The sequence below is a fragment of the Volucribacter psittacicida genome (assembly GCF_004339025.1).
In the GTDB taxonomy this organism is placed as follows: Bacteria; Pseudomonadota; Gammaproteobacteria; order Enterobacterales; family Pasteurellaceae; genus Volucribacter; species Volucribacter psittacicida.
The window spans coordinates 114,430-140,181 of the sequence record NZ_SMFT01000002.1 but is presented as its reverse complement, the minus strand read 5'-3'; the positions used below and the strand labels follow the sequence as shown (position 1 = coordinate 140,181).

Here is a 25,752-nt window from a genome sequence, read left to right as displayed (position 1 = left end):
AACCAGAAAGCGAACTTAACGGACGGCACTGAGTACAAAGTCACAGCGAAAGTGGTAGACAAAGCGGGTAACGAAAGTGCGGCGAGTGAAGAGAAGAAATTTACTGTGGACTTAACTGACCCGACAGCGCCGACAGTAGATGCGAAGACAGATGGTAGCGTAGAGGTGACCTTGCCAGAGGATGCAGATAAAGTTGTGGTAACTTACACCCCAACAGATAGCAGTAATGGTGAGACTAAAACCGTGACATTAACTAAAGATGAGAACGGCACATGGACATCAGATGATGCATCAATCACACCAGTGGATGGCAAAATCACTTTACCAGCAGATAAAGTGAAAGATGAAACAGGTGTGAAAGCGGTAGCGACAGATAAAGCGGGTAATGATGCCGAAGGCAGTGCGATAGCGAAACAAGATCCTGTATCTGTAGAGATCACTGTAGATACCAGCGTTCCTGAGGATCTTGAAACCACCGAAGCTGGTGGCGTGAATAACGGTACCGCAGGTGATTCAAAAGCGAGCGGTAAGTTAAAAGCGATGGAGGGTAGTTCTGAAGTTAGCCTTGTTGCTCAAACCAAAGAGAGTATTTATGGTACCTTTACCTTGAATGCTAATGGTACTTGGACTTATGTACTCGATGACAGCAAACCAGCTACTCAAGCATTGCAAGAGGGGCAGGCTGTAACCGATAGCTTTGATGTTACCAGCGTCAAAGGCGGTAGCTATACCATTAGCGTAACGGTGAACGGTAAAGACGATGCCGCGGTGATTGGTGGCGTTAAAACTGGCTCGGTTACCGATGGTGTGGGTGCTAATAACGATGTTAGTGCAACCAATACTGCCACAGGTAAATTAACCGTCACTGATGTTGATAATGATCCAACTTGGACAGCAGCTTCAGGTGATGCAACCTATGGTGCATACAGTATTAACGCAGAGGGTAACTGGACTTATACACTTGATCAAAGCAATGAAAAAGTGAACCAGTTAAAACAAGGCGATACCTTAACGGATACCTTTGAAGTAGCGACTTCTGGTGGCGATAAAGAAACGGTAACGGTAACCATTAACGGTCAAAATGCGAAATTAGCTTCTATTAGCTTGAATGATAATTTCACAGATGACTTTGAAAATGGTACGACACCGCATAATCCGCAACAACAAAGTGATAGCGTGACACAATATTATCCAAATCAATCAGCGGATAATTATACAGGCAATATTACCAGTGGTTCAGGCAGCACTGCGGTAAGCAAAGCTACAGGCTTAACCAATGATGCAACGCCAACCTTGAGCTTTAGCTTAGATAAAGCCTTGGATAGCAACCAAGAGTTAGTGGTGGTGCGTTATAAATTAGGTACTGAAATCAGTAACTTTGAGGAATATGATGAAACGGTTATTGAGAATACTTCATTACAAACCACTGACGGTATTAACTATACTTTCACTGATAATTTAGAGGAAACTCGTGGTCAAGATTATCTCTATCGTGTGAAAGTGGTGGATACTGTTGATGGCGAAGAAGTGGTTACTTCTACGCAAGAGTTTAAGTTCCGTTTGGATACGATAGTTGAACCAATGAGAGTGAAATCCTTTAATAGTGATACAACGCAAATGGTGTTAGAGCCATCGGGTGGTTCTGAAATGAATGCGACCATTACATTCCGTTATATGACAGGAACAGGAGAGTTTTCTCAGTGGACAACGGTGCGTCAAGATAGCGATGGTACTTATACCTTTAATATGCCAAATTGGAACCGTTATACCAATGATGGTATTGAGGTACGTATTGTTGATGGTGCGGGTAATGTGACAACAAGTAAAATTTATGCGATGCGTAACCTGTTCTCTGCCTTAAATGAGAGTGAAGGACCAGATACAACGGCATCTACAAACAGGGTATTCGGTGGTGGATTTGATGATCCTACTTATGTTGCCTATCGACAAACAACAGCGACTCATGAAAATGGTGGTATTACTTCAAGTGATGGTAATGATTATATTATCCTTGGTCTGGAGCAGTTTGGAGGCTTCAATGAAGATGGAACAAGTAAGAATCCATTGACTAATGGCTCTCTTGCGAAGAATGACTTAGATAAAGGGTCTAGCCCACGTATTGATATGGGGGCAGGTGATGACTATTTATTAGTTCGTGGTACGCTACAACAAATGAATGGATTAACTATTGCCATGGGAGAGGGTAATGATAAGCTTGAGCTTGGAGGTAGTATCATTGGTACCCAAGTGATAGATATGGGTGATGGCGATAATCTGATTTCAGTGACTAACTCTCAGTTAGCGGCAACTTATGTTACCTATAAGTTTGGCGATGGTAATGATTTACTTACTGTAGGTGGAAATCTTGATGGTGAGTCAACCATTGAGCTTGGCAATGGTAATAATGAAGTACGCGTTGGTGGTTATATTGTTGATAAAAACGTGATTACTGGTGGAGATGGCGATGATCGTATTGAGGTTAGCAAGCAAATAGGGGGTAACTCACCTTATTCTGGCGATAATACGATTAATCTCGGCGGTGGTGATAACAGTATCTTTACGGGTACTTACCTTGATGATAGTAAAATCACGATGGAGGATGGTAACAACAGTATTGTTGCGACAACCTCAATTAGCGATACCACAATGACCTTGGGTAATGGTAATAACCGCATTACATCAGGTACTTATATGCAAGATGTGAATATTACCGCAGGTAATGGCGATAACACTATCTTAGTGAAAACCACTATGGATGATACTAACATTACTTTAGGTGATGGTAATAATGCGATCACTACAAGTAACCATTTAAATGATAGTACCATTATTATGGGTAATGGTGATAATAGCGTTACCACAGGTGCTGAAATCGGTGGAACAACATTAACTACAGGTAGCGGCTCTGATACCTTTAACTTTGATTCTATTGCTAATGCTTCGGTAATTAATACGGGTGCTGGCGATGATACCATTATGGTAACGCAATATATCTATAAAAATGCGTTATATACAGGTAACTCTCCAACCATTAATATGGGTGATGGTGATGATAAGTTAATCGTTGGTAACAATAGTAATATTGATGCTTATATCAGTAATGAAACCAGTATTGATATGGGTAATGGTAACGATATTATTGAGGTTACAGGTAGCATTGGTTTAGGTACAGACAGATTTACCGTTCAATTAGGTGCTGGCGATGATAAGATCACCATCGGTGGCGATGTAGGTCAAAACGTAACCATTGACGGTGGTGATGGTTTGGATACCTTGGTAATTACCTCTTCATCAAAAGTGGATAACATCAAACAGTTTATTAACTTTGAGGTGATTGATTTAACAGGAGCAAGTAATTACCACTTAGATTTAGCCTTGAGCCAATTAACCTTGAATAACCCTGATGGCAAAAAAGCGTTGTATATCCAAGGTAATGCAAGCTCCACGATTGACTTTGGGGATAATGGTTCTGCAGCGACAGGTTCTAACGGTTCAAGAACCACAACAACCGAGCCAGCAGCACGTTATACTGATGGCAATGGTTATTGGTCTAAAGTGGGTACTGTGGAAAAAGATGGGGTTACCTATGATACCTATGCTTATAATGGTACAACAGGTTCAACCACCGAAAACCTCGTCCATATTGAACAAGGCATCACTATTATCTAATCCATAAGCGAACTTGATCATCACAACCGCACTAAAAAGTGCGGTTGTTTTTTGAAAAGTTTTTATAATAAAAACGGCGAAAACTTTTGAGGTTTTTGCCGTTTTTTATTATGTAGAGGAATAGAAATTATAGAGTTGTTTCAAATAAGAATAATATATCATTATCAGATCCCTTATATACTTATTGTATATGGTTTTCGCTGTATTCCTTGTTTCTTTGTCTATTTTCTTTATGGGAGTAAAGAAAGTAGGACGTATCTTTTGAAAAAAGGGGAGAAAATTAGCAAAGGTGGAGAAATGCAAGGGAAAAATAATTTACAAATCAACCGCACTTTTACAATCTCAGTGTGCTACTTTGCCCTATTTTAAATTGAAATGAGTAGTATGATATGAATAAAGGAAAGCCCAAATATAATAATTTGGGCTTTGGATACAACAATATTAATAATAGAAATTGAGCTATCCCCGATACTGCCCAACCCCTAACTCATCTTCTTTGCGTGTACGATTGATAACTACTTGAGGGGATTGTAATACCCTTAATCCCATTTCGTCTTCGGTGCGCACCACTTCGCCGCGTAAGGAATTTGTCCAAACATCGGTAATTTTAATATCCACAAATTTACCGATCATATCAGGCGTACCTTTAAAATTCACGATACGGTTTGTTTCGGTGCGTCCAGTCAGCTCCATAATATCTCGTTTAGATGGGCCTTCAACCAGAACACGTTGTTCTGTCCCTAGCATACGGCGGCTAAATTGAGCAGCTTGTTGGTTAATTCGCTCTTGTAAGATATATAAGCGTTGCTTTTTCTCTTCTTCACTTACATCATCAGGCATATCTGCTGCAGGTGTACCGGGACGTGCAGAGTAAATAAAGCTAAAGCTCATATCAAAATTGACTTGAGCGATTAAATTCATGGTATCTTCAAAATCCTGTTGAGTTTCGCCTGGGAAGCCGACAATAAAATCTGAGCTGATTTGGATCTCTGGGCGCACTTTGCGTAATTTACGGATAATGGATTTATATTCCAATGCGGTATGATTGCGTTTCATCATGGTTAATACACGATCGGAGCCACTTTGTACTGGTAAATGCAAAAAGCTCACTAATTCAGGTGTATCACGATAAACATCAATAATATCATCGGTAAATTCAATGGGATGTGAGGTGGTAAAGCGTAAGCGATCGATACCGTCAATACTCGCCACTAAACGCAATAATTCCGCAAAGGTACAAATCTCGCCATCGTGGGTTGGGCCACGATACGCATTTACATTTTGCCCTAATAAATTAACTTCACGCACCCCTTGTTCCGCAAGTTGAGCGATTTCAAATAAAATATCATCAACAGGGCGTGACACTTCTTCACCCCTTGTATAAGGCACGACACAGAATGAACAATATTTGTTACAGCCCTCCATAATGGAAACAAAGGCAGTCGGGCCTTCTGCACGAGGTTCAGGTAAACGGTCAAATTTTTCAATTTCAGGGAAACTGACGTCCACCACAGAACTTTTCCCGCCCCGAATTTGGTTGATCATTTCAGGTAGGCGGTGCAATGTTTGTGGGCCAAAAATAATATCAACATAAGGCGCACGCTCACGAATATGTGCCCCCTCTTGCGAGGCAACACAGCCCCCTACACCGATAACTAAATTCGGATTTTGTTTTTTCAGATCTTTCCAGCGTCCTAATTGATGGAACACTTTTTCTTGTGCTTTTTCGCGGATAGAGCAGGTGTTTAACAGCAATACGTCCGCTTCTTCCGCTTCCTCTGTTAATTCTAAACCATGGGTATTTAGCAATAAATCTGCCATTTTTGATGAATCATATTCATTCATCTGGCAACCCCAAGTTTTAATATGTAATTTTTGCGTCATAGCTCTAATGTTATTGGTTAATAAAAAATTGACTGCGTATTTTACAACCTTGTCGCCTTGATGACTAGTTAAAACTGTTGTTCTTTTGTAATTTCATACTTTAGAGTAAAATAACCTACTTCATTGGTATTGAATAAGGGCGAAAATATGCAACAACAAGTCATTGTAGTCGGTGGCGGAATGGTGGGGGCAGCTTGTGCCTTAGGTTTAGCACAGCTAGGTTTACAAGTGAGACTTATTGAAAAACATCTTCCGCAATATCAAGCAAATTCCTCCTATGATATTCGCATTTCAGCCATTAGTGTTGCGTCAGTAGCATTATTAAAACAATTACAGGCTTGGCAATTTATTGAAACACAACGCATTTGCCCTTATCGTCATTTGCAAACTTGGGAAGTTGAAGGGTTTGCTACCCAATTTAATGCACAGGATTTAGGACTAAATGAATTAGGTTTTATGGTAGAAAATAACTTGATTCAATATGGTTTATGGCAAGCCTTTGATTCGCAAGTACAAACCAGCATTGCTTCTATTCAAAAGATAGAAAAGTGCGGTCAGAATTGGCAATTTTTTTTAGATAATGGCGAACAATATTCCGCCCCCTTAGTTATCGCCGCCGATGGAGCAAATTCCCAATTACGCCAAATTGCAGGCATTGGTCTTACAGGTTGGCAATACGCACAAGATTGTATGCTAATTATCGTGGATACCGAGCTTGAACAACAAGATATAACTTGGCAACAATTCTTTCCAAGCGGCCCAAGAGCCTTTTTACCCCTTGTGGGACAACAGGCTTGTTTAGCTTGGTATGATAGCCCACAACGTATTCATCAATTAAAATCCTTAAGCAAAGCCAAATTAGCGGAACAAATTCAACAGCATTTCCCAGCACGCTTAGGCAAGGTACAAGTACAAGATTTTGCCAGTTTTTCCTTAACACGTCGCCACGCTCAACAATATTTTGCAGAGGGGATTGTTTTGGTGGGCGATGCTGCACACACCATTAATCCGTTAGCTGGACAAGGGGTAAACTTAGGCTTTAAAGATGTAAAATTATTGTTAGCCTTAATAAAACAAGCTCTCGCCAATGAACAACCCTTAACGAGCGAAAAGATGTGGCAACAATATCAACGCCAACGCAAAAGCGATAATTTACTTATGCAAACAGGTATGGACATATTCTACAAAGGCTTTAAACAAGATCTCCTCCCACTTAAATTATTACGCAATACAGCCTTACTTGCTGTAGATAAAATAACACCGGTTAAAAAGCAAGTGTTGCGGTATGCTTTGGGGTTATAAACACTCGCATACTAAAATTTCGCTTAAAGAAAATGGTATCCATAATCAAATTTCAGTGGGAAAAACTTGATTACAATGATTGCATTTATAGCGTTGAATATGATTTTGAGTGCTATGTTTCTAATATTCAGATTTAGACAAAAAGGACAAGTTTTTTTGTTCCTTTTTAAAAAAGAGATTGAACCTAGTAACTATTTTGTTCATTACAGAATAAAATAAGCATAAATTAAACCGCACTTTACTCTAATGATTTACTTTGATCGCCGCCGCCTGCGATGATAAGCCAGACTAGGAGAAATCTTTCTGGTTTTTATCGGATTATGCTCAGATTCTGGTAAATGATGAGGCTTAATGCGGCGATAATGGCTTAAAAAGTAATGAAAACTGCTGGCAAGTAATACACCTGTTAAAAATACCAAAATAAACTCGCCATAGAGCTGATGAAAAATTTGATTAATTTTATATTGTGTGGTTTGTCCATATTGGTTATCAAAGGTAACCCGTAAAAAACCTATTACCCCTTGTGGAGAATAAATGGTTTCTACAATTTGTTGGCTATTCTGATATTGTTGGCTTTTTTGATGAATTTGCTGTAATACATTCATTTTTTTATGGGTTTGTGCCAATAATTCGCCATTGGCACTGTACAGCGAGGCATCTAGCACAAAAACTTGTTTAGCAAAATCGCCTAGATGTTCATTAAGTTGTTCGCTATTGGTATTAGGATTGGTTAATAACATAGCGTAAAGATTTGCTTGTTGGCGAACCAGTAAATGTGAAAGATGGGTAACTTGGTTGACGCTGGCAAGTTGAGAACTAATTTTAAATTGTTGAATACCATAGAAAATAATGCTCATTATACTGATACAAAAGAGCAGGATTGTGAGTATCAAGCCAATTTTGGTGAGTTTCTGTTTTGTAAAGCTCAAGTTGTTTGCCTCAAAATTTTAATTTATGCTAGTATCACTATTGTTGTTTTATTGGTTGAGTTAGGTATTTTATGTCATATTTCATCGTTTATACATCGGAATCGTTGGAAGAGCGTTTTATGCAATTTCAACAAAAGTGCGGTCAGAATTTTACTATTTTTGATCGCTGGACGATAGCAGAAAATGAAGTGATTTTATTGCAACAGGCGTTGCAACCTGCTTGGATAGATGTTGCCCATCAATTAGGCTTAGATATTGCGCCTATTGATTTTACACCGCGTTTAAGCCAAGCTGGCTTGCTTGTGATGGATATGGATTCAACAGCGATTCAAATTGAATGTATTGATGAAATAGCTAAATTGGCAGGTACAGGGGAACAAGTGGCTAAGATTACGGCACAAGCCATGCGGGGAGAGTTAGATTTTGAGCAAAGTTTGCGTCAACGTGTAGCAACATTAGCTAACGCCTCTATGGCTATTTTGACTCAAGTGCAAAAGGATTTACCCTTAATGCCGGGCTTAGTGGAAAGTGTGAAATTATTACAGAAAAATGGCTGGAAAATTGCGATTGCTTCTGGTGGATTTACCTATTTTGCGGATTATTTAAAAGAAACCTTAGGATTGGATTATGCAGTGTCTAATCAGTTAGAAATTCAAGGGGAACGGCTTACAGGTAAGGTTAAAGGCGAGGTGGTAACTGCACAATATAAAGCAGATACCTTAATTCAATTAGCCGAGCAATATCAAATCGATCTGGCTCAAACAGTCGCTATTGGCGATGGGGCGAATGATTTGTTAATGATGTCAGCAGCGGGTTTAGGCGTGGCTTTACACGCTAAACCAAAAGTACAACAGCAAGCTAAAATTGTGATAAACTTTGCGGATTTTAGTGGTCTTTTATGTGTATTAAGTGCAAATGATAGAATAAGAGGAGAATAAGAATGCCATCATTTGATATTGTTTCAGAAATTACCTTACACGAAGTGCGTAATGCGGTAGAAAATGCCAATCGTGATTTAGCTAACCGTTATGATTTCCGTAATGTGCCTGCGAGTATTGAATTAAATGAAAAAAATGAAAGTATTAAAGTCGCCACAGAATCTGATTTTCAGTTAGAACAATTAATTGATATTCTGCGTAATGCTTGCATTAAACGCAATATTGAATCCAATTCTTTAGATATTCCTACAGAATATGAACATAGCGGTAAAACTTATAGTAAAGAAATTAAGTTAAGACAGGGAATTGATAAGGAAATGGCAAAGAAAATAACTAAGCTGATTAAAGACTCTAAACTTAAAGTACAAACTCAAATTCAAGGGGAACAAGTGAGAGTAACGGGAAAATCAAGAGATGATTTACAAGCCGTTATTCAACTGGTGAAAAGTGCTGAGTTAGGGCAACCTTTTCAATTTAATAATTTTCGGGATTAAAAGAGGATTGTCGTCGTTTGGCTTTAAAGCTGAATGAGGATATATTAGAAGGCATTATGTCAGAACAATCTCAAACACCATCACAAGGTTGGTTTAAACATCTGCTTGCGAAATATGATCATTTTTTGAAAACTTCAGGGCTAGATAAAAAAGGTGGTTGTGGTTGTATGCCCCCTGCTCGTTATGATCCGCCGTTATATAGTAAGGAAGAAAGAATGGCTTTGAAGCGGAGAGAAAATAATAAATAATCCCCTAAATTTATCAACATATTCATATAAAAATATAGTTGTTTCAATTTAAAATAAGACAAGGCGGCACGCTGAATACAGTACAAGTAGTATGGCGAGGCGTACCAACACTGTATCATTTTAAAGTGGGACGACTATACACAACAGAGGACAATCGCCATTGTATCAACATACTTTTACGCTTGATCCACAGGATAATGCTCGTTTGCAATCCCTTTGTGGTGCTTTTGATAGTCATCTTGAATTGATTGAAAAATCCTTTAATTTGATGATTTCCTATCGTAATTTTACCTTTACCTTGCAAGCCGATGATGAACAAGATAAACCTCATCATTTAAGTTTAATCCATAATGTGGCGAAATTAATTGAACAGCTTTATTTAGAAACTGCGCCGATCCAAGGTAAGGTGCGTGAACTGGATTTGGAAGATGTTCATATTGCTATTCAAGAAAGCCGTTTACTGTTACAGGAAAATGAGGATACAACATCTGCGGAAAGCAAGGTTTATGCCACTAGCATTAAAACCAAGCGGGGGCTAATTAAACCTCGTGGGGCGAATCAAATTCAATATTTGTATAATATTTTGCGGCACGATATTAGTTTTGGTATCGGTCCAGCGGGGACAGGTAAAACGTTTTTAGCGGTGGCTGCAGCGGTAGAAGCCTTAGAAAAACAACAGGTAAGACGTTTATTACTTACCCGTCCTGCTGTTGAAGCTGGGGAAAAATTGGGCTTTTTGCCTGGGGATTTGGGGCAAAAAATTGAGCCTTATTTGCGTCCTCTTTATGATGCGTTATTTGAAATGCTGGGGTTTGAACGTGTGCAAAAACTGATGGAGCGTAATGTGATCGAAATTGCTCCGCTCGCCTATATGCGTGGTCGTACCCTTAATGATAGCTTTATTATTTTAGATGAGAGCCAAAATACCACCATTGAGCAGATGAAAATGTTTTTAACACGGATTGGCTTTAATTCTAAAGCGGTTATCACAGGGGATATTACTCAAGTGGATTTGCCTCGTCATCAAAAATCGGGGTTACGCCATGCCATTGATGTGTTATCAGACGTGCCAGAATTAAGTTTTAATTATTTTATGAGCCAAGATATTGTGCGCCATCCTGTGGTGGCTAAAGTGGTGCAGGCTTATGATAAATGGGAAGCGGAAGATGAAATTCGCCGCCAACAGCGGGCAGAACAAAAACGCTTGGAAAAATTGAATGAGGAACAAGCGAAACTTGAACAGTTCGCTAACGAGATGAATGATGAATAAGGTATTAATTGATTTACAACTTGTTTGCGAAAAACAAGAAAATTTGCCGAGCTTAGCACAATTTGAGCAATGGGCAAGATTGGCAGTTAAGCCAGAGCGTGATGATGTTGAAATGACCATTCGTGTGGTTGATGAGGAAGAAAGCCAATATCTTAATGGGACATATCGGCATAAAGATAAACCCACTAATGTGTTATCTTTTCCCTTTGAAAGCCCAGCGGAAGTGGCATTGCCGTTGTTGGGCGATTTAGTGATTTGTCGGCAAGTGGTAGAACGTGAAGCGGAGCAACAGGGAAAACCTTTATTGGCACATTGGGCGCATATGGTGGTGCATGGCAGTTTGCATTTGCTTGGTTATGATCATATTGAACCGCAAGATGCCGAAGAAATGGAAAGTTTAGAAACAGCGATTATGTTGCAACTTGGTTTTGCTGATCCTTATCTTAGTGAGAAAGCCTAAGCGAGGGGAGATTGTGTTAGCTCGCTCCCTTTATATTTTAGATTTGCCCAAAAAAGCGGAAATACCACCGCACTTTATTTCCCATTTTATTCAAGATAACCTTGATGAGGTGCTTTGGATCGGCGATACTCTCATTTTTCCCGCTATAAAATTTGTGCCGTTTTCGCAAACTCGCAACCTACTAGGGCAGGAATTTAGCTTGATTATTTATGATGGTCGTCAACAGCTACATTTAGAAAGCCTAGCAATAGTAAGCGGTACTTTAAAAGCTGGGGGAGCGGTGCTGATGTTGGTAGAAAATTGGCAAAGCTGGCAGCAACAGCCTGATAAGGACAGTTTACGTTGGCATAGTGCCACTTATCCTGTAAGTGCGGTCAATTTTCGTCAATATTTTAAACAATGTTATGATGAAATATTTCATGCCAATTTTATACTTACCGAGAATTTACCTCATCGAGCGATGTTATCTCCTCATAGGGCAAGGCTCCCTCATAAGCGCGCCACCGAACCCCAGCAAGCCATTATTGAACAAATTTTATTGCAACAAGCAAAGTATTATGTGGTAACAGCGAAACGAGGACGAGGTAAATCAGCCTTAGCGGGGCTATTGGCTAACCACTTAACAAGCCCCATTTATATTACGGCGGCAAATAAAAGTGCGGTCAATATTTTGCAAAAATTTTGTCAAAAAACATTGCAATTTATCGCCCCTGATGAACTTGCTCGACAATTAACCTTAACGCCACAAAAATTTGCCCAGGCTTGGTTACTGGTCGATGAAGCAACAAGATTACCTCTCCAAATTTTGCATAAATTGAGCGGTCATTTTCAACATATTCTTTTTACCACCACCGTTGATGGTTATGAAGGCACAGGACAAGGTTTTCTGCTAAAATTTCTGCCAAATTTAGAGGGTAAAAGTCAAGTGTTTCACTTAGATTTTCCTTTACGTTGGCGAGAACAAGATCCCTTAGAGGGTTTTGTGAATAAACTATTATTATTAAATGAAAAGCCCACGCCACTTCCAATCAAGCCCATCATTCCCTCTCAGGTTAAGTTAATACCTTGTTCACAAAGAGAGCTTATCGCCAAGTCAAACAATATTGAGCAATTTTATCGCTTACTTGCCCAAGCACATTATCGTACCACCCCCATTGATTTACGCCGTTTATTTGATGGCGACCAACAACAATTTTGGTTAGCCAAACAACAGGAGCAGATTGTTGGAGGCATCTGGGGAATTTTTGAAGGGGGAATGAAAGATAATCTTCTTATTCAACAGATTTTACAAGGAACACGCCGCCCCAAAGGAAATTTAGTAGCACAATTACTTTGTTTCCAACAGCAGTTACCCTCAGCTTGTCAATTAAGGTCATTGCGTATTTCACGCATTGCTTTACAACCAGAATACCAACAGCAGGGCATAGGTTCTGCTTTGCTCCAACAACTACAGCAACAATGCCTTAGCCCCTCAGTAAACGCGTTAAAAGGGCTAGACTATTTATCGGTCAGTTTTGGTTATCAAGCAAGATTGGCACAATTTTGGCAACAAGCAGGGTTTGAATTGGTATATTTGGGGGAACACAAAGAGGCAAGTACAGGCTATTATAATGCAATCGCCATTTATCCTCTAAGTGAACAAGGGAAACAACTATGCCAACAGGCACAATCTTTTTTTCGCCGAGATATCGGCTTACAATCTCACCCCCTATCCCTTTACTTTGGACAAATGCCACTAGATTGGCGGTTATGCCCACAAGATCAACAAAGCCTACAAAATTTTGCCCAATGGCACCGCACTTTTTATGCAGCATTGCCAGCGATTCAACGTTTAATTTTGCAACATCAGGATCAATCCTTAGCCTTACTGCTTAAACAAAAGGATAATTATAGTCAAAAACAATGGCTATCCTTAATGCGTGATAAAGTTCGTCAGTATATAGCGTTGTGATAGGCGTTCTAAAATAATGGGGGTATCTTTGCGCTATTTGTACTGTCTTAGCGTGTTGCTTGTATATAGTCAATGCAAAATAAAATATTACAATAGCCAATTTTATCAGGCAAAAAATGGTATTTAAAAAATATATGCGTGCCGTATTGTTTTGTTTGAGTAACTTGGTGGATATGTTGGTGTATTATTCTTATTTATACTATCAATTCTTTTATTTTATGTGGTTATGTGGCGATTTTATGGGTTTTACTATGGACGTTCACTATATGGTTTAAAATGGAGTGATTATAAAATACCCTTAGTAAAATAACTAAGGGTATTTATTTTATCTAACTCATTAGCAAACTAATGATTATTGACGGTTTTATCCTGATTTTCATCAAACACAGGTAAAGGTTTATGTTCGCTGGCGATAAAGGTATAGATAACAGGTAATACAAAGAGGGTAAATAATGTCCCTATTGCTAAACCTGCGACAATAACAATACCGATACTAAAGCGAGCCACTGCACCTGAACCTGAGGCGAAGAGTAATGGGATTAAGCCTGCAATCATTGCGGCGGTGGTCATTAAAATTGGACGTAAACGCAATTTTGCGGCTTCAACAATGGCGTCAAAACGATTTTTGCCATGTAATAATTGCTCTTCTTTGGCAACTTCACACATTAATATCCCGTGTTTAGTAATTAAGCCGATAAGGGTTACTAAACCAACTTCAGAATAAATATTTAAGGTTGTGCCTGCTTTGCCAAGGAATGCAAAAATATTGAGGGCAATTAATGCACCACTTACGGCTAATGGTACAGAAATCATAATAACCATAGGATCACGCCAAGACTCAAATTGGATCGCTAAGACTAAGAAGATAATGATAACAGCCAATGCAAAGGTATAAATCATTGTGTTACCTTCTTGTACTAACTGGCGAGCTTCCCCCTTAAAGTCATAGTTATAGCCCTGTGGTAATTTTTCTGCGGCGGTTTGTTTTAGCCATTCTACGGCATCACCAACAGAAGTACCGGGTGTAGGCACTAAGCTAATTTCTGCAGCATTTAGCTGGTTAAAACTAGATAAAGAGAGTGGCTGTGTTTCTAAGGTTACGGTCAGTAAGCTGCTTAAAGGAATTGAGTTACCATTACTTGCAGTAACATAGTAATTGTTAAAACTTTCAGGCGATAAGCGTTGATCACGTTTTACTTGAGAAATAATTTTGTAAGAACGTCCATCAATGTTTACACGCTCAATGGTTGCTCCCGATAAATAACTTCCTAATACAGAGCTAATTTGTGCCATTGTGATGCCATAAGTCCCTGCTTTTTCTTTATCAATATCCACTTTCATTTGAGCTGTATTGAATTTGAGATCAAGGTCATTATAGACAAACTTACCTGACTCTCGAATGGCTTGTTGGAAATCGCCGACAACTTCCGCTAAATTCGTATAACTATTGGCGGTACTAATGACAAATCCCACTGAAGCACCTTGTTCCCCTGTATTAATTTCAGGGAATGCAAAACCTGTAATAGACATCTCAGGAATAGATGCGGCTTTCGCATTGAGTTCTTTCATTATTTCCGCTTGAGTACGGCTACGTTCAGCCCAATCTTCCAATACAATAATGGTAATAGATTGATTGGTATTCGGTGCTCCCGCAATCACTTGAGAATAATGGACTTCTGGTGTGTCTTTTAAAATATTTTCATATTGTTTCATTGCCCCCTGAACATAATCCACATTCACATTGGCTGGTGCGGTTCCCATTGCCATAAATGCCCCTTTATCTTCAGTTGGAGTAAGCTCTGATGACAGCATTTTAAACATAATAGGCAAGGTAAGGAAAATCCCTATCGCAAAGGCAATCACTGATTTACGATTTGCTAACATTATTGCCAAGATCGCTTCATAGCCACGATTGACTTTGCCTAGGGTATGCTCAATACGTTGTTCTAAACGGCTTGGTTTGCCATTGGCTTTTAACATTCGGCTACTCATCATTGGCGATAAGGTCAAAGCAATAATACCTGAGATAAAGACCGCACCTGCTAAAGTGAGAGCAAATTCCTTAAATAATGCCCCTGTAATTCCGCCCATTAATGCCATAGGTGAATAAACCGCCACTAAGGTTAAGGTCATCGCAATAACAGGCACGGCAATTTCCCTTGTGCCAATAATTGCTGCTCGGAATGGTGTTTCGCCTAATTTGATATGCCTATCCACATTCTCTAATACTACGATAGCATCATCAACTACCAAGCCGATAGCCAAAATAAGGGCAAGTAGGGTCATTAAGTTTATTGAGAAATCAAAAACTTGTAATAACATAATTACCCCAATTAAAGAAATTGGAATGGTGATGATTGGAATTAAAATCGCACGGAAAGAACCAATAAATAAGGTAATTACCACTAAAACAATAACCGTTGCCTCTACAATCGTTTTTAATACTTCATTAATGGAATTATTAATTGAAATCGTGGCATCATAGAGGATTTGTGCCTTAATACTATTGGGTAAGTTAGTTTGAATGGTTTCAAATAATGGATAAATATCCTTTGCCACAGTGAGTGGGTTAGCTGTTGGTGCGGCTTCAATTCCTAGCACAACCGCATCTTGCCCATTGGCTGCGGCTCTTGTGCTATCGCTTTCTTTATCTAAAGTAATTTCAGCAATATCTTTTAAACGAATAAGATTATCGCCATTGCTGGCAACCACTACATTGCCTAATTCTTCCACCGACTTTGTGGTGGTTTCTACTTTATTTTTATAAACGGTAAAATAGCCGTTGAAACTTCCTGCGGCAGTTTGTAGGTTATTGTTAGATAATGCGGTCATTACCGTTGTGGTGGCAAGATTTTGTGCCGCCATTTTAGCAGGATCTAGCCAAATGCGTAAGGCATATTCGCCACCGTATATTTGAACTTTTGCGACCCCTTGAATGGTAAAGAATTGGGGTTTTACTACGCGTTCAATGTAATCGACAATTTGTGGTTCACTAAGACGATCAGAAACAAAGCTCAAATACATCATACCCGTTCCCCCTGTAGAAGAGGTAATGGTAGGATCATCAATACCACTTGGTAATTCCGAACGCACAGAGTTCACCTTAGCTAGAATATCCGCTAATGCTGCATTAGGATCGGTATTGAGCTTCATTTTTACCGTAATGGTAGAGCTACTTGGTGCACTGCTTGATGACATATAATCAATATTATCTGCTTGAGCAATAGCTTCTTCCAAGGTGGAGGTAACAAAGGCTTGCATCAAACCTGCATCCGCCCCTGCATAAGTGGTGCTAACGGTAATCACCGTCGTCGTCATTTTCGGATATTCGCGTACCGTTAGCTTAGAAATGGCTTGTAATCCCAAAATCACAATCAATATGCTAATGGAAATCGCCAATACGGGACGACGAATAAAAATATCGGTAAATCTCATATCATTCCTATTTCGTTATAGATTGGTTTTGGTTGCTGGTGCTTGTGTACCAACCCCTTCTTGCTCTGAAACCACGACTAAGCTATTGTTACTTAACCGCTGCTGACCGCCCGTTACCACTAAATCCCCAACGTTAACGTCTTTACCTTCAAGTTGAGCATAGATCCCCTGACGATCTTTGGTGGTTACTGTAATTTGATTGGCTCGATACATTCTCTCCAAATCTTTATTATCCGCCAGTTTTTGCTTATCTTCATCAGAAAGTGCGGTCAAAATATAAGCGGTTTCACCGTACATATTATAAGTAATTGCTACTTGAGGTAGGATAATTTGATTGGTTTCCGTTGGTAAGGCAACACGCAAACGCACAAACATACCAGATAACAATTTTTGGCTTGATTCCGCATCAAAAGTGGCTTGTACCGTAATTAATCCTGTTGCAGAGTCAATGGCTGGTTCAATAGCGGTAACTTTTGCCCCAAAGGTTTCCCCTAACAACGCATCCGCTGTGGCAGTTACCTTTTGCCCTAAGGCTAATTTCTCTAAATCATTTTGTGCCACTGAAAAATCCACTTTCATACTTGAACGATCTTCAACCCGCACAATTTCTGTCCCTGCGGTAATATATTCCCCCACATTCACTTTCACAATCCCTGCTTGACCATCAAAAGGAGCGTAAATTTGGCGGCGTTCAATACTGGCTTTTAAGGACTCAATTTCTGCCACTAAAGCATCATAAGTGGCTTTCGCACTATCAAATTCAGATTGAGAAACACTTTTACTTTTCAATAAGTTAGTGTAACGTTGATAAGTAAAACGAGCGGCAGGTAATTGTGCTTCCGCCTGTTTTAATGAAGCTTGTTCTACTGAGCTATCAATTTCTACCAGTAAATCGCCTTTTTTCACCTTTTGACCAGACTGGATCAAAATGTTTGTGACGGTGCCTGCCGATTGCGCACTTAACATCGCACCTTGATTTGGACGAACTAGACCAGTTGAATTAATCACAGGTGTCCACTCGGCATATTCCACTTTATAAGCGGTAACCGGGCTAGCATTTTCTGGCATATTAGCTAAATAGTTAGCCACCATTTTACTTTTTACAAATCCAAAGATAATAACACCCGCAAAAACGAGTAAAATAATCAGTAATACCAGCTTAATCAGTCTATTTTGCGACTTTTTCGGCTTACTGGTTTCAGCTTGATTCATAAAGATTTCTCCATAATTAACGACAAAAGATTATTTTTGAATAGCAATCCAAGTACGTTGGATTACGCTTTCTAATAAATAGTTAGAAAGTTGCTGTTTAAAATAAACTGCTTTAAACACCAAATTAATGGCACTTTCCAAACTTAAAGCAAACAAAATATCTGAAGGCAAATCACATAATACATTGGCTTTTTTTGCTTTTTCACAAAACTTATTCCAAATATGATCCTCAGCTTCATTACATTCTTTCATTAACTTCTCAAAACCGGGCAACGAACGATATTGATAAATATTTAATACAGTATCAGGCTTTTGACTCAACGTATTCCAAAGATTCCACCAAAATTGTTGATATTGACTAAAAAAATCACAATTTTCATCATAATTCTTCGCTAAATCTTGATTAAATTGCTGAAAAATATGAATGGCTAGATTTTCTAAAAGATCTTCTTTACTTTTAAAATGAATATAAATTGTACCCGGTGAAATTCCAGCTTCTTTCGCGATTTTATGCATAGACAAATGATGTAAACCATCTTTTGCCATTAATCGCTCCGTCGCCGAAAAAATCACCTCTGTCATTTCAGGTTTTACTTGCATAAATAGAATAATATTTAACCAAAAATAAAAAATTCACCGAAGTGAATGAACGTTCGTTCATTTTAAGAAATTTTTATTTTTAAGCAAGCAATGGATTGTATGGAAATGTAAATATCATTTATCCCTTGCCCCCAACTTCTCCATCAACAACCTTGCAAATTGTTGTGGGTTTTCTTGGTGGGCGTTGTGTCCTGCTTGGGGGATTAAGGTGAGATCTAATTGATTTTGTTGGGCGATTTGTTGAAATTTTTGATCTTTTTCACCACAAAAATAAAAAAGTGGTAGCGAAATAGACCGCACTTTTGCACTGAAATCAGGTTGTTTGGCTAATGAGGTGGCGGTAAGCATATCGGAAATGGCTTGCCCTTTATTATGTTGGCGTAATTGAATCAGCTGTTGCCGTTGTTGTGAGTTAAGATGAGCAAAAACAGGTTGTTGATACCAGTCATTAAGCACCTGTTGAATAGGTTGATGAGTAAAACGCTTTGCCCAATGTTGATCCTGTTGCCAACGTTGTTGGCGTTGAGCGAGATCCGATAAGCCGAGATTAACTCCCTCCAAAATTAAGCCCTGTAATGATGTGGTCGCTAATAACTTGGCAAAATAGCAATATAGGGCTAAACGTCCGCCGAGTGAATAGCCTATGAGATAATAAGGGCGTTGTTGTACCTTTGCATGAATATGCTGGCTAAGTAAGGTACAAGCTTGTTGAAAATCCTTTACTTTTGCTCGCTGTGCTTGCCAATCCTGTGTGCCATGCAAAGGGAGATCTAAGGGAATACAATCAAAGTGCGGTAGAAAATGGATCAGTTTCTGCCAATCTTGTTTATCGCCAAGCAAGCCATGTAAAAGCACCAACAAAGGTTTTTGCCCTTTTGGCGTGGCGGTCGAGCTTGGCAATAACATTTATACTCCGATCACTGCGTGGCTAATTTGTTCAATAAGTTGTTTGTAAAGTTTTGAGCCATCACTTGGATTAACTTTAATTTCAATGATGGTGGTTTCTCGCCGCCCATAGGCTTGTTTTAAAACTGAACCTAAATCAGCCCAAGTGTAAGGGCGTGCATATTTGAGATCAAACATTGAGGCAGCTTGGGAGAACTCAAGATGATGTGGCATTCGATAAAAATGATTTTTTACCTCTTCGTCCACAGGCAACATATCAAAAATCGCTCCGCCATTATTATTAATAATGAAAATAATGGTAGGCTGATTAACGGATTTAAACAGTGCCAATGAATTGAGATCATAAAGGGCAGAGGTATCGCCAAGCACTGCGACTAGCGGTTGATTGGTGGCAATCCCAATACCGGCTGCGGTAGCTAACAAGCCATCAATGCCACTCGCACCTCGGTTGGTGTAAACGGGGTAGCCTTCAGGCAATTTACAAAGTGCGTCCACCAAACGAATAAATAAGCTGTTACCTAGGAATAATACGCCATTACTTGGTAATACACGCTCTAAATTATGTGCCAAAGAGGCTTCATTTAATGTTCCGCCCACTTGTTGCTCAATAAAATTAGCACAGAATTTAGACAACGCCAGTGGTTCAAGCAACCAAGTTTTTTGCCGTAATGGTGGGTGAGCACGCAGCCAATGATGAATTTTGGCTTGAAAACGGGTTTGTTTGTGATGATAAGGATCACATTGTCTGGCTTTGGGATCTACAAGCCAAAATTCCCCTTGAAATTCGGCGAGGAATTGGTTGATCCGTTTGCTAATAATCTGTGATCCCATTTGAATCACAATATCCGCTTGTAACAATTTTTGTCTTACGGTTTGATTAGCAAGCCAAATATCGGCATAAGGTAAACTTGGTTCAACGGTGGATTGAATATCGGTTAATAAAATCCAGCCTAGAGTATTTGCCCAAGTGGCAAGTCCCATACTTTGAGCCAGAGGAATTTGTCCCACGATCACGACCCCTCGTTTGCTACGCCAAGCGTCCCAATTTTCGTGAATCAGGACTTCTTGATGAGGTGCTTGTAAGCTAATCCAGTTTTTATGTTGATTGAGCCAAGATTGGATCGGTTGTAACCAAGGATGTTGTTGAATATGTTGTTCATTGGCTTGGTATAAGGGTTCCGCAAAAGGGACATTAATATGAATAACCCCTGCTTGTTGCTGTTGAGTTAAGCAGGCTTGATTAATATAAGAAATGAGCCATTGAGCAGAATAATCCGCACTTGGGCGAGGCAAATTAAGTTGTGCCACAGGGTAATTGGCGAATAAATTCGCTTGTAAAATGGCTTGATTTGCACCGCACTCGAGGAGTTCTGGTGGGCGATCAGCAGTAAGTAGGATCAAATTGACGCCTGTTTGGCGAGCTTCTATAACGGCTGGATAAAGGTTAGCCGCTGCGGTGCCTGAGGTAACAATGACAGCAACAGGCGATTGGCTGGATTTGGCAATACCAAGGGCTAAAAAGCCTAAACCTCGTTCATCAAAATGGGTATGGCAACGCACTTGTTTACTTTGTTGTAAGCGAGCCGCCTCTAAGGTCAAGGGCGTTGAACGAGAACCTGGGGCAATACAAATATGCTCTACACCTTGTTTTACTAAGGTGGCTAAAATGACTTTTGCCCAACAACGATTAAAGGTGCTAACCTCTGACATAGTTTCTCCATTATGTTTGATTAAACAAGGAAATTAATCCTTTTGCTTTACGCTCAATTTCTTGCCATTCTAGCAAGGGATCTGAACCTTCAACAATACCTGCCCCAGCAAAAACACGAATTTTATTGTGTTCTACAAAGGCACTGCGAATAGTAACACAAAATTCTGCTTGTTGTGGTTGCATAACACCTAAGCACCCCGCATACCAAGTGCGGTGGAAATTTTCACAATTTTTAATAAAATCCCGAGCCTGTTGTTGTGGCAAGCCTGCTACGGCAGGAGTAGGGTGAATGGCTTGTAAACAATGGACATCATAACAATCTGGCTTTAATACCACCTGAATTTTACGGCATAAATGTTGCACATTGCGTAACCTCACAAGGGCGGTAGGTTTTACTTCAATATGTTGTGCATAAGGGCTTAAGTGCTGACAAATGCCGTCCACCACTAATTGATTTTCATATTGATTTTTGGGATCTTGCAATAACCAATGAGCTTGTTGTTGATTTTTCGCTTGATCCTTGTCCATAAAGGCGGTTCCCGCCAACGCCTCTGTATTCAACTGTTGTTGCTCTCGCCGATAAAGACGTTCAGGGCTAGAGCCTAAAAAAGTACAATCTTCATTTTCCGCCAGCAAGAAATGATAACAATGAGGATTAACTTGCTCACTTTGCCACAACATATCTTTGCCATTAATGCTTCTATCCGCTGTTAAATGATATTGATTAGCCAAGACAACTTTACTTAACTCCCCTTGTTTAAAGCCTTGCAACCCCTGTTTAATCCAACTCTGCCATTGGTTAAAGCTCGCTTGGCAATATTGATCTATCATCTTAATATGCTCAATCCTTTGTAAAGGTTGGCAATGAGCAATGGTTGCCATTAATGGCTCAAACTGTTGAGCGAGGGGGATTTGTTCATCAATAAATAACCAACAATCGAGCTTATCTTGCTGTTGTTGTAATAATAACTGTGGGAGAAAAAAGAAAGTGTTACCCTCAAATTGTATCCCGCCCACCAAGGGAAAACCATATTGGTCCATAAAGGCTTGTGCCAAAAATTTATCAGAAAACGACCGCACTTTACCAATGGCAGCAAAGGTAACCTCTTGATCACGTTGCTTAAAATAAAACTGAGGATAAATCGCTTGTGCTTTTAACCAGCTTAATAAGGGTATTGAGCTGGTTATTTGAGCCTTAAACGCCCTAATCCGAGGTGTTGGATTAGGTTGATATTGGGCAAGAATATCAGCGATTTTGCTTTTAAGTTGCTGCAAACTGTCCATATAAAAACAAAGATTTATGGCGATAAAGATAAAAATAATGGGCTATTTTAGCTTATTTTGAAATAATTTTTTACTAAATCTTTTCATATTGCCAAAATAGGCGTAAAGTGTTGGATTTAACGAAAACAAAGAGAAAAAGTTAGGTAAGAATATGAGCATTTTTTCAAAATCAACGAAACTTGAACACGTCTGCTATGATATTCGTGGACCAGTGCATAAAGAGGCATTACGCCTCGAAGAAGAGGGTAATAAAATTTTAAAACTTAATATTGGCAACCCCGCCCCCTTTGGTTTTGAAGCTCCTGATGAAATTTTAGTGGATGTCTTACGCAATTTACCTACCGCACAAGGTTATTGTGACTCCAAAGGCTTATATTCTGCCCGTAAAGCCATTGTGCAATATTATCAATCTAAAAATATGCGTAACCTCACAGTCAATGATGTTTATATTGGTAATGGCGTCTCCGAATTAATTACTATGGCAACGCAAGCCTTATTAAATGATGGCGATGAAGTATTAATACCTATGCCTGACTATCCTTTATGGACTGCCTCCGTTACCTTAGCTGGTGGTAAAGCGGTACATTATATTTGTGATGAACAAGCAGACTGGTATCCAGATATTGAAGATATTAAAAGCAAAGTTACCTCTCGCACAAAAGCTATTGTGGTCATTAATCCCAACAACCCAACAGGGGCGGTATATAGCAAAGAACTGTTGCTACAAATTGCCGATATTGCCCGCCAACATCAATTAATTATCTTTGCTGACGAAATTTACGACAAAATTTTATATGATGGTGCAGAACATCAACATATTGCCGCACTCGCCCCAGATTTATTAACCTTAACCTTTAACGGCTTATCTAAGGCTTACCGCGTTGCAGGTTTTCGCCAAGGTTGGCTGGTCTTAAATGGTCCTAAAAATCACGCCAAAGGCTATATTGAAGGTTTAGATATGATTGCTTCTATGCGTTTATGTGCCAATGTCCCAATGCAACACGCCATTCAAACCGCACTCGGCGGATATCAAAGCATTAACGAATATATTTTACCGGGCGGTCGCTTATTGGAACAACGCAATCGTGCCTATGAATTATTAAACGCTATACCTGGCATTAGTTGTGTTAAACCTATGGGAGCCTTATATATGTTCCCTAAAATTGATGTGAAAAAATTTAATATTTATGATGATGAAAAAATGGTATTAGATTTATTACGTCAAGAAAAAGTCCTATTAGTGCATGGACGCGGTTTCAACTGGCATAGCCCTGATCACTTCCGCATTGTTACCCTCCCTTATGTTTACCAAATTGAAGACGCACTAGGACGTCTAGCAAGATTTTTGCAATCTTATCGCCAATAAATCAATAAATAAGCCCGAGCTTGTAAAGTGTTCGGGCTTTGGGGCATTGAAATTAATGTTGATAAATCACCGCTTTTATACGGCGTGGAATAATAAAAATGGCAGTTGCGGCACAAATTGCCATTGTGGTAAATAAAACTGAAGCAGAATAATGTTGATAAAGTACGCCAGAAAGTGCGGTCATTATCCCAATTCCTACACAATTTGATAGCACATTATATAGACTTTGTAATTTCGCCATATTTTGTTGCGGTTGTGTGGCAATATAATTCACCATCGCATAATGCATCACCGCAAAAGTTAAACTATGAAAGGTTTGCAATAAGGCAATCAGCCAGAGATCCGTTACATTGCCATAAACTAACCAACGAATAACACAAGCAATCGCAGAAAGATAAAATAAATGGGCAATGTTCCAGTTTTTAAATAGACGTTGTGAAAAGAAAAAAATTAAAATTTCAGCGGTAACCGCCAAGCCCCATAATAAACTGGTATAGCCCACCGAAATCCCCTGACTTGTCCAATAAAGCACACTATAAGCATAATAACCTGCGTGTGAACCTTGAATTAAACAAGCGGCAATTAATAATCTTAAGGTCGTAGGCTCACGCAATAATTGCAAATAGCTGCTTGATGAACCTTGTTGTGTGCCTTGCTGATTTGCTGGGGCAAGGCTTGGTGTTGCCATTTGTAACAGACTATACAACAGAAAAAGTGCGGTCAAAATCCAGACAATATATTGATCGCCTAACCAGCCAATAAGATTGCCAAAGATAACGACACCAAGGGTAAATGCTACTGAGCCAATTAAGCGTGCTTTACCATAATCAAGGGAAATTTGTTTTTGCCAAGTATTGGCAAGGGTATCGGTTAAAGGGATACCCGCAGAATTAACCATACTATATAGGGCAATAACGATAAATAATAACCAAAAGTAATTGGCGGTAAAAACCATAAGTAAACTAAGCCCAACACTTAGCCAAGCAAGGGTTCTAAGCATTGGGATTAATTGTTGTGGCGACTTAATTTGATTAGCGATAACTATGCCACCTAAAAAACGAAAGAAATAGGAGCAAGCTAACACTAAGCCTATTAATTCTGCTCCATAGGATTGGTGTTTTAACCAAACGGGTAAAAAAGGCACAGCAACGCCATAAGCAATAAAATAGCCAAAAAAACTCAAGGCTAACCAAGTAAAAGGACGAATGATCATTAGAATTGTTTTTCCATTTGTTGTGAACGTGTTATGCAAGCCTGCATCGCTTGTTGTACTAGTTGATCAAGTTGATGTTGTTGAAAAACCTGCAATGCGGCGGCGGTCGTTCCTCCCTTTGAGGTTACATTTTCACGTAGTTGGCTTAAGGATAATTTCGGATTTTCCACTACCATTTTGGCAGCCCCCAATGCCGATTGCTGAATTAACAAGCGAATTTGCTCGTTATCTAAGCCACTGTCCGCTAAGGCTTGTGCCATTGCCTCCATAAACAGGAAAAAATAAGCTGGGCTACTGCCTGCCGCCGCTGTAATAGCGTGCATTTTTTGTTCATCTTTTACCCAACACACTTGCCCCACTGAGGAAAAAAGTTGTTGAGTAAATTGTTTCAATGACAAACTCACCTGCTCGGTAGCAAATAAACCTGTCATTCCCTCCGCCACGAGGGCAGGTGTATTCGGCATAACCCGAATAATGGCTTGTGCGGACGGCAAATATTGGGCTAATCTAGCACAACTGATCCCAGCGGCAATAGAAATCACCAATTTATTGGTAAAATCCACCGCACTTGCAAATTCCGCACAAGTTTCCGCCATCGCTTGTGGCTTAACCGCTAATACCACGACGTCAGCCTGTTGCAAGGCTTTCTCTTTATCTTGTTCAATGGCAACCCCCTTATTTGCAAATAAGGCTAATTTGCTTGGATTGCGATCACACACATTGATCAACTGAGCAGGATAACCTTTACTCAATAAACCAAAAATAATGGCTTGTGCCATATTACCGCCACCAATAAAAACAATGGATTTTTGTTGCATATTCTCTTCCTATTTAGGGTAAAATATCCCATTTAGCTCAATCATCTACCTTGCCATAAGCA

General features: G+C 39.5%; 18 protein-coding genes and 1 pseudogene. 9 read left to right on the top strand and 10 right to left on the bottom strand.

What is annotated here, in order from left to right:
• On the top strand, positions 1–3,669 hold a 3,669-nt coding region (locus EV694_RS03965), incomplete at its 5' end, for a VCBS domain-containing protein (protein ID WP_207859785.1).
• 459 nt (positions 3,670–4,128) lie between these two features.
• Here the strand turns inward: EV694_RS03965 and miaB are convergent.
• Complete coding sequence (miaB, locus tag EV694_RS03960) at positions 4,129–5,553, bottom strand: tRNA (N6-isopentenyl adenosine(37)-C2)-methylthiotransferase MiaB (protein ID WP_132689595.1); 1,425 nt, start codon at positions 5,551–5,553, stop codon at positions 4,129–4,131.
• Between the two features lie 147 nt (positions 5,554–5,700).
• Here miaB and EV694_RS03955 point away from each other — a divergent pair, with 147 nt between their 5' ends.
• Positions 5,701–6,855 carry an FAD-dependent oxidoreductase gene (locus EV694_RS03955; protein WP_132689592.1) on the top strand — a complete coding sequence of 385 codons (1,155 nt, stop codon included), beginning with the start codon at positions 5,701–5,703 and terminating at the stop codon, positions 6,853–6,855.
• A 251-nt stretch (positions 6,856–7,106) separates the two neighbouring features.
• Here the strand turns inward: EV694_RS03955 and EV694_RS03950 are convergent, their stop codons facing one another.
• Positions 7,107–7,784, bottom strand: a complete 678-nt coding sequence (locus tag EV694_RS03950) for a YtjB family periplasmic protein (RefSeq protein ID WP_132689589.1) — start codon at positions 7,782–7,784, stop codon at positions 7,107–7,109.
• Between the two features lie 80 nt (positions 7,785–7,864).
• Between EV694_RS03950 and serB the strand changes: the two are divergent.
• The 6 genes and pseudogenes from serB to EV694_RS03920 form a co-directional block, all read left to right on the top strand.
• A pseudogene (gene serB, locus EV694_RS03945) lies at positions 7,865–8,722 on the top strand (phosphoserine phosphatase); the annotation flags it as partial.
• A 2-nt stretch (positions 8,723–8,724) separates the two neighbouring features.
• A complete protein-coding gene (locus EV694_RS03940) occupies positions 8,725–9,216 on the top strand; it encodes a YajQ family cyclic di-GMP-binding protein (RefSeq protein ID WP_132689584.1) in 492 nt (163 codons plus the stop codon).
• Positions 9,217–9,272: 56 nt separating this feature from the next.
• On the top strand, positions 9,273–9,464 hold the full coding sequence (locus EV694_RS03935) for a DUF5363 family protein (RefSeq protein WP_243645972.1): 192 nt from the start codon (positions 9,273–9,275) through the stop codon (positions 9,462–9,464).
• Between the two features lie 160 nt (positions 9,465–9,624).
• Positions 9,625–10,734, top strand: a complete 1,110-nt coding sequence (locus EV694_RS03930; RefSeq protein ID WP_132689581.1) for a PhoH family protein — start codon at positions 9,625–9,627, stop codon at positions 10,732–10,734.
• A complete protein-coding gene (gene ybeY, locus EV694_RS03925) occupies positions 10,727–11,194 on the top strand; it encodes an rRNA maturation RNase YbeY (protein ID WP_132689579.1) in 468 nt (155 codons plus the stop codon). The genes EV694_RS03930 and ybeY overlap by 8 nt, the downstream gene beginning before the upstream one ends.
• Entirely contained in the window at positions 11,163–13,145 is a 1,983-nt protein-coding gene (locus EV694_RS03920; RefSeq protein ID WP_165865497.1) for a GNAT family N-acetyltransferase, read from the top strand. The genes ybeY and EV694_RS03920 overlap by 32 nt, the downstream gene beginning before the upstream one ends.
• A 345-nt stretch (positions 13,146–13,490) precedes the next feature.
• On the opposite strand, the gene EV694_RS03915 is transcribed toward EV694_RS03920, so the two are convergent.
• From EV694_RS03915 to EV694_RS03890, 6 genes are all read right to left on the bottom strand, one after another.
• Positions 13,491–16,580 carry an efflux RND transporter permease subunit gene (locus tag EV694_RS03915; RefSeq protein ID WP_132689572.1) on the bottom strand — a complete coding sequence of 1,030 codons (3,090 nt, stop codon included), beginning with the start codon at positions 16,578–16,580 and terminating at the stop codon, positions 13,491–13,493.
• A gap of 15 nt (positions 16,581–16,595) precedes the next feature.
• Positions 16,596–17,792 (bottom strand): efflux RND transporter periplasmic adaptor subunit, encoded by a 1,197-nt coding sequence (locus tag EV694_RS03910; RefSeq protein ID WP_132689569.1) that lies wholly within the window; start codon positions 17,790–17,792, stop codon positions 16,596–16,598.
• A gap of 30 nt (positions 17,793–17,822) precedes the next feature.
• Positions 17,823–18,374 carry a TetR/AcrR family transcriptional regulator gene (locus EV694_RS03905; protein ID WP_132689566.1) on the bottom strand — a complete coding sequence of 184 codons (552 nt, stop codon included), beginning with the start codon at positions 18,372–18,374 and terminating at the stop codon, positions 17,823–17,825.
• Positions 18,375–18,506: 132 nt separating this feature from the next.
• Complete coding sequence (gene menH / locus EV694_RS03900; RefSeq protein WP_132689563.1) at positions 18,507–19,298, bottom strand: 2-succinyl-6-hydroxy-2,4-cyclohexadiene-1-carboxylate synthase; 792 nt, start codon at positions 19,296–19,298, stop codon at positions 18,507–18,509.
• Positions 19,299–21,008: a 2-succinyl-5-enolpyruvyl-6-hydroxy-3-cyclohexene-1-carboxylic-acid synthase gene (gene menD, locus EV694_RS03895; RefSeq protein WP_132689560.1), complete on the bottom strand. Its 1,710-nt coding sequence runs from the start codon at positions 21,006–21,008 to the stop codon at positions 19,299–19,301.
• 10 nt (positions 21,009–21,018) lie between these two features.
• Entirely contained in the window at positions 21,019–22,293 is a 1,275-nt protein-coding gene (locus EV694_RS03890) for an isochorismate synthase (RefSeq protein ID WP_132689556.1), read from the bottom strand.
• Between the two features lie 151 nt (positions 22,294–22,444).
• Between EV694_RS03890 and EV694_RS03885 the strand changes: the two genes are divergently transcribed.
• Positions 22,445–23,659 carry a pyridoxal phosphate-dependent aminotransferase gene (locus EV694_RS03885; RefSeq protein WP_132689553.1) on the top strand — a complete coding sequence of 405 codons (1,215 nt, stop codon included), beginning with the start codon at positions 22,445–22,447 and terminating at the stop codon, positions 23,657–23,659.
• A gap of 52 nt (positions 23,660–23,711) precedes the next feature.
• Here the strand turns inward: EV694_RS03885 and EV694_RS03880 are convergent, their stop codons facing one another.
• Together EV694_RS03880 and proC are read right to left on the bottom strand one after the other, a co-directional pair.
• Positions 23,712–24,872: a 3-phenylpropionate MFS transporter gene (locus EV694_RS03880; RefSeq protein ID WP_132689550.1), complete on the bottom strand. Its 1,161-nt coding sequence runs from the start codon at positions 24,870–24,872 to the stop codon at positions 23,712–23,714.
• A complete protein-coding gene (proC, locus tag EV694_RS03875; RefSeq protein ID WP_132689547.1) occupies positions 24,872–25,690 on the bottom strand; it encodes a pyrroline-5-carboxylate reductase in 819 nt (272 codons plus the stop codon). Before proC ends, EV694_RS03880 begins: the two co-directional genes overlap by 1 nt.
• Between the last annotated feature and the right edge of the window lie 62 nt (positions 25,691–25,752).

Excerpts from the sequence above, each read along its gene's own strand:
- miaB (WP_132689595.1), bottom strand. The coding sequence starts at position 5,553 with ATGACGCAAAAATTACATATTAAAACTTGGGGTTGCCAGATGAATGAA.
- EV694_RS03955 (WP_132689592.1), top strand. The coding sequence starts at position 5,701 with ATGCAACAACAAGTCATTGTAGTCGGTGGCGGAATGGTGGGGGCAGCT.
- EV694_RS03940 (WP_132689584.1), top strand. The coding sequence starts at position 8,725 with ATGCCATCATTTGATATTGTTTCAGAAATTACCTTACACGAAGTGCGT.
- EV694_RS03935 (WP_243645972.1), top strand. The coding sequence starts at position 9,273 with ATGTCAGAACAATCTCAAACACCATCACAAGGTTGGTTTAAACATCTG.
- ybeY (WP_132689579.1), top strand. The coding sequence starts at position 10,727 with ATGAATAAGGTATTAATTGATTTACAACTTGTTTGCGAAAAACAAGAA.
- EV694_RS03915 (WP_132689572.1), bottom strand. The coding sequence starts at position 16,580 with ATGAGATTTACCGATATTTTTATTCGTCGTCCCGTATTGGCGATTTCC.
- EV694_RS03910 (WP_132689569.1), bottom strand. The coding sequence starts at position 17,792 with ATGAATCAAGCTGAAACCAGTAAGCCGAAAAAGTCGCAAAATAGACTG.
- EV694_RS03905 (WP_132689566.1), bottom strand. The coding sequence starts at position 18,374 with ATGACAGAGGTGATTTTTTCGGCGACGGAGCGATTAATGGCAAAAGAT.
- menH (WP_132689563.1), bottom strand. The coding sequence starts at position 19,298 with ATGTTATTGCCAAGCTCGACCGCCACGCCAAAAGGGCAAAAACCTTTG.
- menD (WP_132689560.1), bottom strand. The coding sequence starts at position 21,008 with ATGTCAGAGGTTAGCACCTTTAATCGTTGTTGGGCAAAAGTCATTTTA.
- EV694_RS03890 (WP_132689556.1), bottom strand. The coding sequence starts at position 22,293 with ATGGACAGTTTGCAGCAACTTAAAAGCAAAATCGCTGATATTCTTGCC.
- EV694_RS03885 (WP_132689553.1), top strand. The coding sequence starts at position 22,445 with ATGAGCATTTTTTCAAAATCAACGAAACTTGAACACGTCTGCTATGAT.
- EV694_RS03880 (WP_132689550.1), bottom strand. The coding sequence starts at position 24,872 with ATGATCATTCGTCCTTTTACTTGGTTAGCCTTGAGTTTTTTTGGCTAT.
- proC (WP_132689547.1), bottom strand. The coding sequence starts at position 25,690 with ATGCAACAAAAATCCATTGTTTTTATTGGTGGCGGTAATATGGCACAA.